The following is a 14,787-nucleotide window of genomic DNA, read 5'->3' on the forward strand; positions in this document are numbered from 1 at the left end:
AGCTCACGCGAGACAAGTCACGCCGCCGCCAGATCGCCGTCAACGCGATGCACGTGGCGCGCGACGTGCGCCGCCATCGGTCATTCAGACGTGGCGGCGCCTTCGCAAGGAGCGGGCGGGGACAGGCGTCCTCGTTCGTCCACAAGGACGTCGACCAGCACGTCGACCAGCGCGTCGATGTACGGGTCATGCAGCCCGCACTCGTTCAGTGCGGCGTGCAGCCTGAACAGATACTCCGCGTTGGTGCCGAACTTGCCGGAAGCCGAGCCGATGAGCGGCGCCACCGTTGCAACAGATGAGTCGGCCTCGAACTGTTCGCGGCTCGCGTCGGCTACGAAGGCGAGCGCGTGCGTTTGCGTGCCGTCATCGAGCGTGACAGGCGCCCAGGTCGGCCGGTAGGAGCCGAGAACCATTTCCCGGATCCACACGAGCCGCAGTTCTTCGTCCAGGCTCGCCTCCGGCAGCTTCAGTGCCACACCATGCGTATGGCCGCCGGGCCGCAGAGCGAGCATGCGGCCCGGCGACGCCGGACTGCCGCGCCCGGCGACCATGCGAAGACAGAAACTGCGGTGCCAGTCGTGCAGTGTCGCGATGTGGCGCGCGTCGAAGTGCACCATCGGATTCCATATCAGCGAGCCGTAGGCGAAGATCCAGACGTCGGCGGCATCGTCCGGGCGTGCCCTCATGGTCTCGTCGAGGGAACGCTCGATTCGCTCGCGGGTCCACAGGTTCGGCAACGATTCGAAGTGTTCGAGATACGCGCCTGAGTCAATTGCCTGCCTTGTCAACATCGCTCATGCCCTGTCGAATTGAGTTTTGCCGGTGACTTTCATGGAGCACTGCAATGGCACCGCGGCCACATGTCCCGATGAGCGACAGTATGGCGGCGGTGCCGGTGCGGATAAATACGCCTGCCGGAGACGCTTTGGACACTCAGCGGCGACAACCCGCATCAGCAGCAGCCTCTCCATGCGCTGTTGCGGTAGAACGGTCCCAGGTCTTCGGCCAGCGCCTGCAGCGTGCCGTGCCAGGCGCCCACTTCCGGCCGGGCCGCTATGCGCTCCCGCATCTGCGTGATCAGTTCGGCCCGTAGCGCGTGTTCGTCCACGCCGCACACGCGGCCCCCGGCAACAACCGTCCTGCCACCGATGATGACCCCGTCGACATGCATGCCGCTGCCACGCGCAAGCAGCAGATCGAGCGGATCGACGGGAAGCAGGCTGTCGTCGTCGAGCTTGTCCCAGTTCAGCAGCACCACGTCTGCCGGCGCGCCCGCTGCCAGACGACCTCCGAGGGGAGCATCCCCGGTTGCGCCGTTCACGCTGCGGCGGCCGTTCCGTGCCGCGAAGGTCCAGAGATCCGCGCGGTCCATTGTCACGTCGAAGCCCCAGCCGCGATGCAACTGGTAAGCGAGGCGCATCTCGCGCAGCGGATCGTTGTCTTCATCGACGCCGGTGCAATCGAGCCCCAGCGCGATACGGCACCCTTGCCGGAGCATTTCGGGCACGGGCGCGATGCCGGACTTCAGGTACAGGTTGGAACTCGTGTTCACGGCGATCGTTACCCCTCGCTCGGCGAGCAGCGAGAGCTCATCGGGCCGGGCCCAGACGCAATGCGCGAGCGTCAGCCTCGGCGTGAGCATGCCGAGATCGTCGAGAAACCTGACGATGCCTTCGGGATGAGCATGGTCGGCCCATTCGCGCTGGTACCGTGTCTCGAGCAGATGCATATGAACGGGCCGGCTGTGGTCGGCAGACGCCTGCGCGATCGCTTCGAGCAGCGGCGTGGAGCACCATTGCACGCCGGCGGGGCCGTATTGCACGGTGACGTGGTCGGCGTAGCCTTCCTCATCGACCATGCGGGCAACCTCGTCGACGAGCGCGAGCTGCTGCGATGCGGCCACAGGCTTGACGCTGAGGCGCGCCGCAACCGCATCGCGGATGCCGGGACGCACCGCGGCAAGCGCCGTCGCGTCATCGCAATAGCCGATGCCGTGCCTGTCGCGCATCGCGATCGCGAAGCCGATGCGATTGCCGACGTCCCGCGCGGCCCGGGCCACGGAGCGGGCCTCATCGACGTACGGCATGCCTCCCTGCACGCGCGTGTAATGAACCATCAGGTTCGCAACGCCGTGGCGTACGGAGCGCGCGAAGGCCGTCGCTGCATTCAGGTAGGGATCGGCGCCGGGGATGAGCCCCATGAACGGTAGCCAGCTTTCCAGCGGTTGTTCGAACGCACCGACGGTTGCGCTCCGGAAGTACCGGCCGTGACCGTGCGCGTTGGTCAACGCGGGCAGTGCAAGCTGCCGAGGCCCGGGCGCCGGTCCCGGCGCGGGCACGACGCCCTGAATGAGGCCTCCTTCAATGACGAGGCGCATATCGGCCTGCGCTTTTGCGGTACCGGGGTCGGCCAGAAGCCATGCGCAGTCAACGGTGGTGCTCATGAGTATCGTCTTCGATGAGTGAGTCAAGCGGTGCCGGTTGCCTGCGGACAGTCGCAGGGAGCGCGTTTTTTGGCGCTACGGCAGATTTTAGTCAGTTATCGAATAGTAGCGCCCGTGTGCGTGCCGGAGGCGGGCGAAAAAATTCCCGGATCGAGTGAGGTAGAGCGTGGGCGGCCTTTCCGGGACTTATGCACCGAAAAAGTGGATGAGTCTGTGGATAACGTGGGCAAACGATTTGCAAGTTGCTGCCCGGATTGCGTTTTCGCGGCGTGCGCCACGCAAGAGCAGGGCATGACGACATCTGCTGCTTCCCGATGTCGAGCCGGGACGTGGAGCCGGGCGCCATGCCATGTCGCCCCCGACGGTTCCCTCGGGTTTGAAAGCAGTGCGAGACGGCCGATACGCAATGACGCGCAACGTGGTATCACTACGCGCTGAACTGTTTCGAACGACGGTAGCGTCGCACCGGGACATTTTCCAACGAGGCAGACGGTGTCGCCACCGCGCGCCATGCCGCAGCCTTAACCCTCAAATGGAGAGAACAATTGATCGTTGAAATGCGCATCTATCACTGCGCCCCCACACGCCTGCCCGCGCTGCTCGATCGGTTTTCGAACACGACACTCGGCTTCTTCGAGAAATACGGCATCGAACAGATCGGCTTCTGGACGACGCTCGTCGGGCCGAGCAATCACGCGCTTACCTACATGCTGAAGTGGGAGAGCCTCGCGGAACGCGAACAGAAGTGGAATGCGTTCCAGGCGGACGCCGACTGGATCGCCAAGCGCGCTGCGAGCGAAGCGGAGCGGCCGATCGTCGAGCGAATCGAGAGCCACTTCCTGACGCCTGTCGCGTTTTCCGCCTTGCGTTAATGGCGTTCGCCCGCTCGCCGTCTGCGGCCGACGGGCGCTGACGGCACGCCCCGAAAAGGTGCGTGCCGGGTCGAAGGCGCCTGCTGTATATAAAACCAGTGCGGCGCTGGAGACGGCAGCCAGCCTGAAAGAAGCGGCTCAACTTTCGCGCAAGCCTGCCGTCAATCAGTTATGAAACACGAAAACGAACTGCCCGCGGGTGCGTATGAACTGGCGATCGTCGACGCCGACATCCGGCACGTCCGCGCGGCCATGCTGCAATCGCTTGGCGTTCGATTCGACCATCCGACGCTGACCGTCGAGTATTGGCGTCGACGGCTCAACCAGTTGATGCGTGCGCACCATCTTTCGAGGGCGCAGCTTCGTCAGGTCGATGCGCTGATCGCGATTCTGGATCGCATGGTTCGCGAGGGTTGCGCGTCGAAGCCGGAGCCTCTCTTGACGCAATTCGACCGGTCGATATCGCACATCGAGGAAGCGCCGGGTTCGAGCCACTAGCATAGCGAGCATCGGTCCGACCGGAAGCAATGCACACGCGAAACCTGATCTGTTCGTGCATCTGTTCGACGCTTTCCGGTGCAACCGCATAGACCGTCGGCGCCCGCAGCCGCGTATGCCCTCCACACGCGCGATCGGCGGACTGACCCTTGGTTGCTGCGAGCCTCAACGTCCGGGCAATCCTGTCGAGTCCTCTTGACGGCGCGTGTTGCTAGATACGGTCGAAATCCAATCGAATCGTAAGCAGGCTGAAAACGTCTGCATCTTGCCGGATCGCGTGTAGCAACGATCAGGCTTGCCGCGTAATTTGGATTTCGTTATATTCTGTCGTATATTGCGGGTAGCGACCGGGATCGGCAAGGCACATACGCGACGTTGCGTCGGCCACAGCCGGGCAATCAACGAAACATCGCGCTGGGAGCGAACTGGATGCGGAATCGAGCAACGGCGCCCGATGAACGGGAGGGCGCCATTCGAGGGCAGTGGGACTATCCCGCGACCATCATGGCGCTCAGGACGCCCCCGGACCACGAGCGGGCCGAGCTGATCAGCGCGGTGGTTGATGCATACGGCCGGCTGCAGGACAGCGTGTGCCGCTTCTTGTCGATGCTGGCGGATTCGCTGGGAGAAGCGCCGTCGAGTGAGGCGCTGGCAACCCGCGCGTTCGGCGATCTGTTGACCTGTCTGGACCATCACGCACGGGCGGCTGGCTTCGGCCGCATGTCCGAGCTGGCGGATGCCATCGAGCAGGCGCGGTCTGCCGCGCAACAGCGCGACCTCGTTTTTTCGAGCGCATCCAGCAACGATGCGGCCGCGCTTCGCGCCGCCGCATCGTCGATCGAGCGACTGGATGCGACCTTCGTCGGACTGTGCGTGGATCACGTTCTCGACGCGCATTCCCGTACCGCGCTCGCCAGTTCCCACCTGGACTAGAGGCGTTGCCTGTCTGACGCCCGGAATGAAATCGCCATGGAAACTCCGCCGTTTCGCCTTGCTCGCGCGCTAAACGCGAATCCCGCCGATGCCTGCTGCCAGCCCGCGTCGACGCCGCTTCGGGCGTTGCGTCGTCGTGTCCGTCTGGCCGAACTGGACTCGCACCTCCATTGCTCCGTCATCGGGACATGCCTGAGCACGAGCGAGTTGCGCAAGCTCGTGCCGAAATTCTCCGACATCGACCGCCACCATGCCAGTGATCTCGACATCCATCACGCGGCCGTCGAGCTTGCCATGGCGGACGGTGCCGGCAGCAAGGCGCTGAACAAGGCGCTGGACGAACGATACGCCGGCGCGGTACGCCGCTTCGCTCAGGCACGCGATCCGAGGCCGTGCTGGCGATGTGGGACGAGGCGCGCAAGAACGGTGACATCTCGCCGGCTTACTGGGCCCTGATGACTCATCCGCAATCCACGATCGAAGTGCGGCAGGCGGCCTTCGGTGAGTTGCACATGCTGTCGCATCTTGTCGGCGCGGCGAATCGCGCGGACATCCGGCGCCTCGTGGCGCTCGAAAAGGAGAATGCGGCGCTAAGAGACAAGGTCGAGCGGCAGCAGTCCCGCCTGAACGAGATGGCCGCGCAGCGCGATACCGCGCAACGCCAGCTGGCCGAGCACATCGTGCAGGTTTCATCGCACGCAAAGAGCGCGGATCTGGAAGCCGATGTGCTGCAGCTGAGAGAAAAAGTCGACGACTGCGAGCGCAGGCTGGCACTTCACACGAGCCGCCGCGAAGCGGCCGAGCAGCGGGCGCTCGCCGAGCAGGAAAGCGCTCGGGCGTTGCGCGAGTGCCTCGACGATGCGCTTGCATTGCACAAGATCATGCAGGCCGAATTCCACGCGCTGGAACGGGCGATGGAGGCGAACGCGGACCGGTCCGAGTCCCGGCGGAGCAGCCTCGCGTGGCTCGACGGGAGGCGAATCGTCTACGTCGGGGGGCGGCCGGGGTCGAATGCCGCGCTCAAGGAACTGGTGGGTTCGGCAGGCGGGGAGCTCGTCGTGCACGACGGCGGGGTAGAGGATCGCAAGGGCTTGCTCTCCGCCGCACTGCCGCGGGCCGACCTCGTGGTGTTCCCGGTCGATTGCGTCGACCATGACTCGATGAACATGCTCAAGCGAGTGTGCGACCGCCATCAGGTGCGCTACTACCCGCTGAGAACGGCGAGCGTCGCGAGTTTCGTCGAGCTGATGGCGCGCATTGCGCCGGATCAGCAGGCACGCGTAAGCGCGCCGCCGGCCTCGGCCTTCTGCCTGCGGCACGGTTGAGCCGGGGGCGGGGGCGGGCGCGTCGCCCCTATCGGATGAGCTTCGTCAACGCGGCGATCTGTGCGGCGCATGCCTGATGCGCTTGCGTTTCCACTTCCCGGTATAGCCGCACGATGTTTTCGCCGACGGGCGTGAGCACGCATCCGCCGCCGCTTTGTCCGCCTTGTTCGGAAATCGTCGCAGGCGACTTGAGCGAGCGATTCAGCTCGTCTATCAGCAGCCATGCCCGTCGATAAGACATCCCGAGACTTCGAGCGGCAGCCGAAATCGAGCCGTGCTCGTGCACGGCTTCGAGCAGCGCCACTTTGCCCGGCCCGAGCGCGACGGTGTCTCCCGTCCGGATGCGCATCCGGAAGCGCACCTCGGGCCGGGGCAAGGCCTGCTTTGCTTTGACTGGTGTGATCATGCCGCAAAGCATACACGAAGGGCATGACCCAAGTTGCGCGTGGAGTGTCTCAATGGCGCCACGTATCGCAAGTTCAGAGTTTACCAATGCTTTACGCATCGTTATATTCACGAAAATATAGCGATGCGACGTGCCATGCATCGCCCGAAGAACGAGTACTCGAACGGGAACGAAGCATCGCACCCGCAAGCGTCAAGCACGGCTGCGCGGCATGTCCTCATCGAAGCCGACGGAATCATCAACGAAGCCAGACACCGGTGCGGTCGTGACCGGTTGTCGAACGGCGCATAACGAAGGGAAGACCAATGAAGAAGATAGTGGCGGCGGCTGCCTTGGGCAGCATCGGCGCGATGGCGCATGCGCAAGGCAGCGTGACGCTGTATGGCATTATCGACGCCGGCGTCACTTACGTGACGAACGCCGCGACCGCGACGGGGCATGACGATCTGTTCAAATACGGCGACGGCGTGGCGCAGGGCAGCCGCTGGGGTCTGCGCGGCAGCGAGGATCTCGGCGGCGGAATGAAGGCGATCTTCATTCTGGAGAGCGGCTTCAGCTCCGGCGACGGCACGTTGCAGCAGGGCGGCGCGGAGTTCGGTCGACAGGCGTATGCGGGTGTGACGAAAGACGGCATCGGATCGGTAACGCTTGGCCGCCAGTACTCGTTCTCGACCGACTTTCTCGGCGCCAACTACACGATGGGTAGCCAGACGCCGGCAGGCAACTACGCGTATCACATCAACGACGTGGACCAGCTGACGTCGAGCCGCATCAACAACGCGATCAAGTTCAGCAGCGCCAATTTCTCGGGCTTCACGTTCGGCGCCATGTACGGCTTCTCGAATCAGGCCGGAGCGTTCGCCGGTTCCCCGACCACCACGACCGCGGGCACGACGACGCAAGGCTCGTCGAGCGCGTACAGCTTCGGGCTGAACTACGCGGCGGGGCCGTTCGGCATCGGCGCGGCGTACACCAACATCCGCTTTCCGAACGGCGCGACGCCGGCGTTCAGCGTGAGCATTGCCAACGTCAACACGGGTGGCTTGCGCGATCTCGAAACGTACGGCGTCGGCACACGCTATGCGATCGGCTCGGGCCTGGTCTGGGCGAACTGGACGCATACGAAGTTCGAGCCGGTCACCGCTGGTACGTCGACGCTGAACAACTACGAAATCGGCGGCAAGTATGCGTTCACGGCGGCGTTGAGCGCGGGCCTCGGCTATACGTTCTCCAAGCTCGACGACAACTTCGAAGGCAAGTGGCATCAGGTCAACGGCATGGTGGACTATGCGCTGTCCAAGCGCACCGATGTCTACGTGCTCGCCATCTATCAGAAGGCGTCGGGCAGCAATACGGTTGCCGGCCGCGACGTTCCGGTGCAGGCGGAGATCGGTTCGAGTTCGAGCTTCATCGGCAACTCGGGTGCGGGCGCGAACAATCAGTTCGCTGCTCGCGTGGGGCTGCGTCACAAGTTCTGAACGGCGGGTTCGACCCGCATACGGTGTCTCCTCGGCAACCGCGTTGTGATATCCGATTGCCCTTCGAGCGCAACAGGCTCCGCCTGTTAGCGCTCTTTTTTCATGCGGGCGGGCGCGAAGTCAGGCGCCGTCTGCGGGATAGCAAAGCGAGAAGTCCTCGCAGCCGGGGCAGCCCGGTGCGAACGTCGGCTCGCGTCCGTTGGCGAGCGCCACTTCCTGCGCGAGAAACTTCTTCCAGCGCAGATTCATTACGTTGCGCGCGATCAGGCCGGGATAGTGGCGCTGCAGTATGCACGTCACGTCGTCGCGACCGTTCAGTCCCAGGTCCCGCCAGAGATGATCGGGCCTGAGGCATGCGGTGGCAATGATCGTCGCGAGACACTGCGCATCGCCAACGTGCGTCGCCGCCGTGACGTCGTAATCCAGCAGCAACGCGCGCAATTCGCTCACGAAGCCCCAGTGCGGCGACCACGCCATCGCGGTCGGCACGTCGGCAAGCCGCTCGGCACGAGGAAAGTGCCGGGCCATCAACGCGTCGAGGGCGTCGCGGCTCAGGCCGAGCAGCAGGAGTTCGCCAAGGGGAAGCCTTGCGCCGATCAGGCGCGCGAACGCGATCGTATCGGCTGCGGCGGGGTCGAGCGCGCATGCGAGCAGCACGCGCGCGGCGCGTTCGTTCCCGGCGGCCGGCCCTGCATCGCTCATTGCCTCGATGCTCCGAGCACGAACGCTTCGACGCGCGCAAGGCGCTTCACATGCCGCGGCGCACGCACGGTATCCGCGCCCGACACGAGCACCGGCAGGCCGTCTTCGACCGTGAGCGGCCGGTCCGCGCACGCATAGGCGACCAGCACGCTTTCGCCGATTGGGGAATTGAAAAGTTCGTGCCACGAGAACGTGACCGCATAGCCGTCGTGTCCGTGCGCGAGGAACACCGTGCGCTTGAAGTCAGCGCTTCCCGGGCGGCGCACGCCCGCGGCGTCGAGCAGCATGCGCAACTGCACGCCGCGATAGCGGTCGACGGTGCGGATGAACCGGCCGCTGGTAAAACAGGACAGATCGAACGGTTCGAGCATGACGCTTTCATATTCGCGCAACGCGGCGAGATCGAATGAAAGCGGTCGTTCGACCCTTCCTCCAATCGAGAGGACAGGTCCGGCGGGACGAAGCGGTGGTGAATCGTTCATGTGCAGGCTCGCTGGGAATGCCAGATTGAGGCTGAAACGGAGGTCGTAATATCTTGGAGGATATTACGAACCACGGATCGTTGCATGTTTCAACGGCGCATGCCGGTCATGCCACGCGGCGTATGCAATGAACGATGTTGCGAAACTGAAAGGGGAAAAGAGGTGAAACGCCCTGACTCGCCTGAGCGGGACAGGGCGTCGCGAACCTGGCCGGCCGTACGGATGGCGGATCGTGCGCGTCCGTTGATCCGGCCGCATGTTGCCCGGAAATTCCGTTTAGTCGACAGCGATGATCACGCTCGACGCCTTGAACACGGCACTGGCCGGGCTGCCCTTGGCGAGGCCGAGGCGCGTCGCGCTGTCGTTCGTGATGATGGCCGCGATCTGCAGGGACCCGGCCGAGATCGTCACTTCGGTGTTGACAGCGCCCGTCTTGACGTCCGCGACGGTCCCGGAAAGCACGTTGCGCGTCGAAATTTTGGACGGATCGCTGTCGAGCATGACGATCACCGAAGACGCCTTGATGAGCGCCGACGCCTTCGCGCCAACCGCGAGGCCCAGCGTCTTCGTGCTTTCCTGCGTAACGACGGCGACGATCGTCGTACCGTCGACGCGCAGCGTGATTTCGTCGTTCACCGCGCCGGATTTGATCTCGGTGACTTCGCCCGAAAAATGGTTGCGTGCACTTGTTTTCATCACATGTTCTCCTTGGTGAGCGGTCGGGTTGCCTACTGTAGCGCATTCTTCGCCACGGACACCCGGAGCAGCGGACGCAAGCCGCGCCGCGGCTCCCGATCAGGTTTGCGCACCGACTGTAATCTATTTCTGCGGCCGATTGCACAGAATAGATTCCCGCCCTCGAGTGTTATCCGCTGTGCGAGGCCACGGCTTGCCCGTCCGGGTAGCACGTGCTTCGCGCGCGAGAAGCGTTCAATCCCTGCTACGCGCGCGCCAGTTCCTGTCCGGAGAGTTCATGAACCTTACCCAACACGCCGCGCCGCACCGCGCGGCGACTGTCGTCGATCTCGATCCGGTCGCGTCGGCATCCGCGCTGATTTCCTCGCTGAGGTCGCGCAGCGCGGAGACGGACGCGCTCGCGAAACTGCCCGACGAAACGATTACCGACATCGAAGGCGCCCGCCTGTTCGACCTGGTCGTCCCCAAAATATACGGCGGGCTGCAAGCTTCGCTCGACACATGGATGGACACCGTGGTGCAGCTCGGCAAGGGGGACGGCTCGACGGCATGGACGGTCGGGCTGCGCGCGGCGAGCACGTGGATGTTCTTGACGGCGTTTCCGAAGCACGTCGTCGACGACGTGTTCGCCATCAGCCGCAAGCTTTCGGTCGCGAGCGTGCTCGTCCCGCGCAGGGTGAAGACGCGGCGGGTGGATGGCGGCGTGGTGATCGAGGACGGACTGTGGGGCTTCAACAGCGGCGTGCTGCACGCGCAATGGGATCTGCTCGGCATTCCCATCCTGTCCGAAGACGGGCAGATCGTCGATCGCGGCGTCGCGCTCGTTCCGACCTCGCAGGTCACTCCGATGAACGACTGGAACACCATCGGCTTGCGCGGCAGCGGCAGCATCAGCGTGACGGCGAAAGACGTGTTCGTGCCGAGCGAACGTATTGCGCCGCTCTCAAAGATCCTGCGCGAAGACTACGCCTGCACTCATCTGCGCGATGCACCGCTCTACCGCATACCGCTCATTCCGCTGCTTGCAACCAATCTCGTGTTACCTGCGCTCGGCATGGCGAAGGCGGCGCTCGCGCTCTTCGTCGAAGGGATAGGGAAGCGGGGCATCGCGTACACGACCTACGACAGACAGGACGAAGCTGCGGTGACGCATCTCCAACTGGGTGAAGCGTCAGCGAAGATCGACGCGGCTGAAAGCGTGATCAGGCGCTCGGTCACCGCGCTCGAAGCGAGCGGCGCGCGCGAGGCTGAGCGGATGACGCTCGATGAACGTACGCGCATCTGGCGCGATGCGGGATTCGCGAGCCAGCTGATCTGGGAAGCGGTGAACATGCTCGCGGGCGCCTCGGGCGGGTCGCTCGCGAACGTTGGCAATCCGATGACGCGGCTGTGGCTCGACGTTCGCGTGGCGGGCCTGCATGGGGCCATCTGCACCAGTACCACGATGGAGTTGTTCGGCCGGTTGCTGGCCGGCAAGAAGCCGAATTCGCCGTTGCTGGTATGAGTGCGTGCGACGCGGGCCGAGGGTCGCGCGCGAAAGCGCCATGACTCGAGGCCTGCGTCGCGGACACGCTCTTCAATCGCAGGACATGCCTACGCCGATCGCGATAGGGAAAACCTGTCGGAACGCGCGGGCTTTCGGCGTCGGCTTGATCGGCTGAGAAAGGCGCCGGAGCATATAGCGGGAGCAAGCCGCCGCGCGCAGGTTCAACGTGAAGCCTGCGCACCGGGGACAGCGCTGCTCTCTCGACGACAATCACGATCAAGGCCGAACGCGCCGCCGCCTGTCTTCCGACTTGTTTTTGAGCCCATTGCGTTCAGAACATTTACGCGCAGCGAAACGCCGCGCTTGCTTCCACTCGCGCGCCTGTCTCCAGTTCGAGCCCGGCGGCACTCGCCGGCGACACGCCAGGTGAACGCCTAGCACCTTCGTATAGCGCGCTAAGACTCGCGACTATTCCTCTTGCAGTTGAGTTGAGCCACGGCCATACAGATGAACAATCCGCACGACGGCCTGACCATCCACAGGTATCGGATGACGCAACACTGGTGCGCCGGGGCAAGCCGTTTGTAGGCATTGGTTCCAGGCGGGCGGGGCGCTAGATTACAGCACGGCCCGCGCATCGATCTGGCGCTTCAGGCCTCGGTTTGCTCAATGTCTTTCTCACCACTGTCATCGAAAAAGGAATCTCCTGTGAAAATCTTGTCTCACGTCACTTCGGTCCTGGCACTGTCCGCCTGTTTCCTCGCATCGACGGGCGCAATGGCGCAGGACGCCAAAGCGCACCACACGCCGGTCAGGAATATTGTTCTGGTCCATGGCGCGTGGGTTGACGGCTCGGGCTGGAAGCCGGTCTACGACATCCTCACGAAGGACGGCTACCACGTCAGTCTGGTTCAGGAACCGCTGACCTCGCTCGAAGACGACGTTGCCGCTGCCAAGCGCGTACTCGACCTGCAAAACGGCCCGACGATTCTGGTCGGCCACAGCTATGGCGGCTCGATCATCACCGAGGCCGGTGTGCATCCGAACGTCGTCGGACTGGTCTACGTCGCGGCGCATGCGCCGAATGTCGGCGAGGACGAGGCGGCGCTCGGCAAGGGCAAGCCCAGCTATACGTCGAAACAGGCAGGCGCGATCGAGAAGACCAGCGACGGCTACACGTATCTGAACCCCGCAGACTTCCCGAAGGACTTCGCCGCGGATCTGCCGGCGAAGCAAGCCACGTTCGAAGCACATTCGCAGATGCTGACGGCCGCGAACGTCTTCGGGACGCCGATGACGGCCGCTGCGTGGACCACGAAGCCGAGCTGGGGCATCGTGGCCGGCAACGACAAGATCATCAATCCGGATCTGGAGCGCTGGTACTACGCGCGCGCGCATAGCCATACTACGGTCATTGCGGGCGCGAGCCACTCCGTGTACGAATCGCGGCCGAAGGAAGTCGCCGCTGTTATCGAGGACGCCGCGCGCCACGCGATGCAGTGAGTTCCGGCGCGGCCGCACGCACGAGAAAGCGTACGGCCGCGCTGTCGCGCAGAGCGCGGCGCACCGGACCCCATCCCGCCTGAAGCAGACAAGGCGCGCGGTGGCTCACGCTTCGTGCTGCGCGAAAGTCCCTCTCAAGGCCGCCACGTCCCGCCCCGGGGGCGCCCCGAACATGCGCGCGTATTCGCGGCTGAATTGCGACGAGCTCTCATAGCCGACCCGGAACGCGGCGGTCTCGACTTTCGCAGAATCCTCCACCATCAATCGCCGCGCCTCGAGCAGACGCAGTTGCTTCTGGTACTGAAGCGGCGTCATCGACGTCAGTGTCTTGAACTCCCGATGAAACGCCGACGGGCTCATCTGCGCGATGAGTGCGAGGTCTTCGATCCGCAGCAACTCGGTGAAGCGGTCGCGCAGCGCGTGAATCGCGCTGATGACGCGCTGGGCATGGCCGCTCGCCAGCGCGATCCTGGCGACGTCCGCGCCGCCAGGGCCGGTCAGCAGCCAGTAGCAGATTTCCCGCATGATCGACGGATAAAGGATGGGGATGGCCTTCGGCGTGTCGAGCAGGAGAAGCGCGCGGCGCACACAGTCGGCCAACGGGCCGTCGAGGTTCGTGACGAACACGCCCGCGCCGGCGTCCGCGTCCGATTGCGGCGGCGCGTGCAGCGCCTCCATTACCTCGCGCATGACGGCGAGTTCGAATTCGATGACGACGCCGAGAAACGGCTTGCTCGGGCTTGCCTCGACGATCCGGCCGAGCGCGGGCATTTCCACGTTGACGACGAGCGCCTGGCCCGCGCGGTATTCGAGGCGGCGCTCGCCGCAGATCATCCACTTCGTGCCCTGAACGGCGGCGCATAGCGCTGGCTTGTAGATCATGTGAGAGGGCGCTCTCTCACCATTCGCGCGAAGGATGGTGAGCCCTTCGATGGCCGTTGTGAACGGACCGTCGCCCGCCCGTGCATCGGTATAGCGCTGAATCATTTCGACCAGAACATCTGACATATGAAGCTTTCCTTTGCGTAGTCAGATATGACCTGTCCCGAGCAGGATCAGGCAGGAAACAGGCGAGATCCGGCATTCAATGTGTCGCCGGGAAGGCTTATCGTGCATCCCACGAGATCAAACCCGGGAACACACCATGCCAACTGAAAACACTGCCATTGCCACCACCACCAGCATCGCGATCGTCACCGGCGGCAGCCGCGGGATCGGCCGCAACACCGTATTGAGCTTCGCCCGGCGCGGCATCGACTCGATCTTCACCTATCGATCGAATCGCGCCGAGGCCGACAAGGTTGTCGCCGCGGTCAACGCGATGGGACGCAAGGCCCGCGCGCTGCAACTGGACACCGGCGATATCGGCTCGTTCGATGCCTTCGTGCAGGGCGTGCGGCGCGCACTCGACGAATTCGGCGCGGCGCGCTTCGACGCTCTCGTCAATAACGCCGGCGTGTCGATGCACAAGGCCTTCGCCGACACGACCGAGGAAGATCTGGACAACGTCTATCGGATTCATTTTAAGGGCGTATTCTTCCTGACGCAGAAACTGCTGCCGCTCATGAACGATGGCGGCCGCATCGTGAACATCTCGACGGGCCTCACGCGCATGACGTTTCCGGAAACCTCTGCCTATGCGTCGATGAAGGGAGCGGTCGAGGTATTGACGCGCTGCCTGGCAAAGGAACTGGGCGCGCGCAGGATTGCCGTGAATACCGTGGCGCCCGGGCCGATCGCCACCGATTTCAGCGGCGGCATGGTCCGCGACAAGCCCGAGGTGAACAGGCGGGTCGCGGACATGACGGCGCTCGGACGCGCGGGCGAACCGGATGACGTCGGTCCGCTGATCGCGGCGCTGTGCTCAGAGGAGCATCGCTGGGTGAACGCGCAGCGTATCGAGGCATCGGGCGGCATGGCGATCTGATTCCCTTGCGGCCGCACGCGCATGCAGGAGACTGCC

Annotated in this window: 14 protein-coding genes and 1 pseudogene; 8 read left to right on the forward strand and 7 right to left on the reverse strand. The window is 64.2% G+C overall.

The genetic code is table 11. The annotated features are described in order from the left end of the window. Positions 1 to 80: 80 nt before the first annotated feature. Complete coding sequence (locus BG61_RS18135) at positions 81 to 791, reverse strand: gamma-glutamylcyclotransferase (protein WP_051672621.1); 711 nt, start codon at positions 789 to 791, stop codon at positions 81 to 83. Positions 792 to 952: 161 nt separating this feature from the next. Further along, complete coding sequence (locus BG61_RS18140; protein ID WP_035934727.1) at positions 953 to 2,443, reverse strand: amidohydrolase family protein; 1,491 nt, start codon at positions 2,441 to 2,443, stop codon at positions 953 to 955. A gap of 545 nt (positions 2,444 to 2,988) precedes the next feature. Between BG61_RS18140 and BG61_RS18145 the strand changes: the two genes are divergently transcribed. From BG61_RS18145 to BG61_RS18160, 4 genes and pseudogenes are all read left to right on the forward strand, one after another. Continuing rightward, positions 2,989 to 3,315 (forward strand): NIPSNAP family protein, encoded by a 327-nt coding sequence (locus BG61_RS18145; RefSeq protein WP_035934725.1) that lies wholly within the window; start codon positions 2,989 to 2,991, stop codon positions 3,313 to 3,315. Positions 3,316 to 3,486: 171 nt separating this feature from the next. Next, complete coding sequence (locus tag BG61_RS18150) at positions 3,487 to 3,813, forward strand: hypothetical protein (RefSeq protein WP_051672622.1); 327 nt, start codon at positions 3,487 to 3,489, stop codon at positions 3,811 to 3,813. 504 nt (positions 3,814 to 4,317) lie between these two features. Further along, a complete protein-coding gene (locus BG61_RS18155; RefSeq protein ID WP_051672623.1) occupies positions 4,318 to 4,746 on the forward strand; it encodes a hypothetical protein in 429 nt (142 codons plus the stop codon). Positions 4,747 to 4,782: 36 nt separating this feature from the next. Beyond that, a pseudogene (locus BG61_RS18160) lies at positions 4,783 to 6,071 on the forward strand (DUF2325 domain-containing protein). Between the two features lie 28 nt (positions 6,072 to 6,099). Here the strand turns inward: BG61_RS18160 and BG61_RS18165 are convergent. Continuing rightward, the gene (locus tag BG61_RS18165; protein ID WP_129572190.1) at positions 6,100 to 6,489 is read right to left on the reverse strand and encodes a winged helix-turn-helix domain-containing protein; all 390 of its coding nucleotides are present in this window, start codon (positions 6,487 to 6,489) and stop codon (positions 6,100 to 6,102) included. Between the two features lie 293 nt (positions 6,490 to 6,782). Here BG61_RS18165 and BG61_RS18170 point away from each other — a divergent pair, with 293 nt between their 5' ends. Then, complete coding sequence (locus BG61_RS18170) at positions 6,783 to 7,955, forward strand: porin (RefSeq protein WP_035934720.1); 1,173 nt, start codon at positions 6,783 to 6,785, stop codon at positions 7,953 to 7,955. 120 nt (positions 7,956 to 8,075) lie between these two features. Here the strand turns inward: BG61_RS18170 and BG61_RS18175 are convergent, their stop codons facing one another. From BG61_RS18175 to BG61_RS18185, 3 genes are all read right to left on the reverse strand, one after another. After that, complete coding sequence (locus BG61_RS18175) at positions 8,076 to 8,657, reverse strand: nitrogen fixation protein NifQ (RefSeq protein WP_035934719.1); 582 nt, start codon at positions 8,655 to 8,657, stop codon at positions 8,076 to 8,078. After that, positions 8,654 to 9,139, reverse strand: coding sequence for a molybdopterin-dependent oxidoreductase (locus BG61_RS18180; RefSeq protein WP_035934717.1), 486 nt, complete (start codon positions 9,137 to 9,139; stop codon positions 8,654 to 8,656). Before BG61_RS18180 ends, BG61_RS18175 begins: the two co-directional genes overlap by 4 nt. Positions 9,140 to 9,415: 276 nt before the next feature. Next, positions 9,416 to 9,835, reverse strand: a complete 420-nt coding sequence (locus BG61_RS18185) for a TOBE domain-containing protein (protein WP_035934715.1) — start codon at positions 9,833 to 9,835, stop codon at positions 9,416 to 9,418. 277 nt (positions 9,836 to 10,112) lie between these two features. Here BG61_RS18185 and BG61_RS18190 point away from each other — a divergent pair, with 277 nt between their 5' ends. Both BG61_RS18190 and BG61_RS18195 read left to right on the forward strand, forming a co-directional pair. Beyond that, positions 10,113 to 11,339, forward strand: coding sequence for an acyl-CoA dehydrogenase family protein (locus tag BG61_RS18190; protein WP_035934714.1), 1,227 nt, complete (start codon positions 10,113 to 10,115; stop codon positions 11,337 to 11,339). A gap of 759 nt (positions 11,340 to 12,098) precedes the next feature. Continuing rightward, positions 12,099 to 12,824 (forward strand): alpha/beta hydrolase, encoded by a 726-nt coding sequence (locus BG61_RS18195; protein ID WP_370818079.1) that lies wholly within the window; start codon positions 12,099 to 12,101, stop codon positions 12,822 to 12,824. 105 nt (positions 12,825 to 12,929) lie between these two features. Here the strand turns inward: BG61_RS18195 and BG61_RS18200 are convergent, their stop codons facing one another. After that, the gene (locus BG61_RS18200) at positions 12,930 to 13,832 is read right to left on the reverse strand and encodes an AraC family transcriptional regulator (RefSeq protein WP_035934712.1); all 903 of its coding nucleotides are present in this window, start codon (positions 13,830 to 13,832) and stop codon (positions 12,930 to 12,932) included. A 136-nt stretch (positions 13,833 to 13,968) separates the two neighbouring features. On the opposite strand from BG61_RS18200, the gene BG61_RS18205 reads away from it, so the two are divergent. Further along, the gene (locus BG61_RS18205) at positions 13,969 to 14,751 is read left to right on the forward strand and encodes an SDR family NAD(P)-dependent oxidoreductase (RefSeq protein WP_035934711.1); all 783 of its coding nucleotides are present in this window, start codon (positions 13,969 to 13,971) and stop codon (positions 14,749 to 14,751) included. Positions 14,752 to 14,787 lie beyond the last annotated feature (36 nt).

The sequence above is a fragment of the Caballeronia glathei genome, assembly GCF_000698595.1.
In the GTDB taxonomy this organism is placed as follows: Bacteria; Pseudomonadota; Gammaproteobacteria; order Burkholderiales; family Burkholderiaceae; genus Caballeronia; species Caballeronia glathei.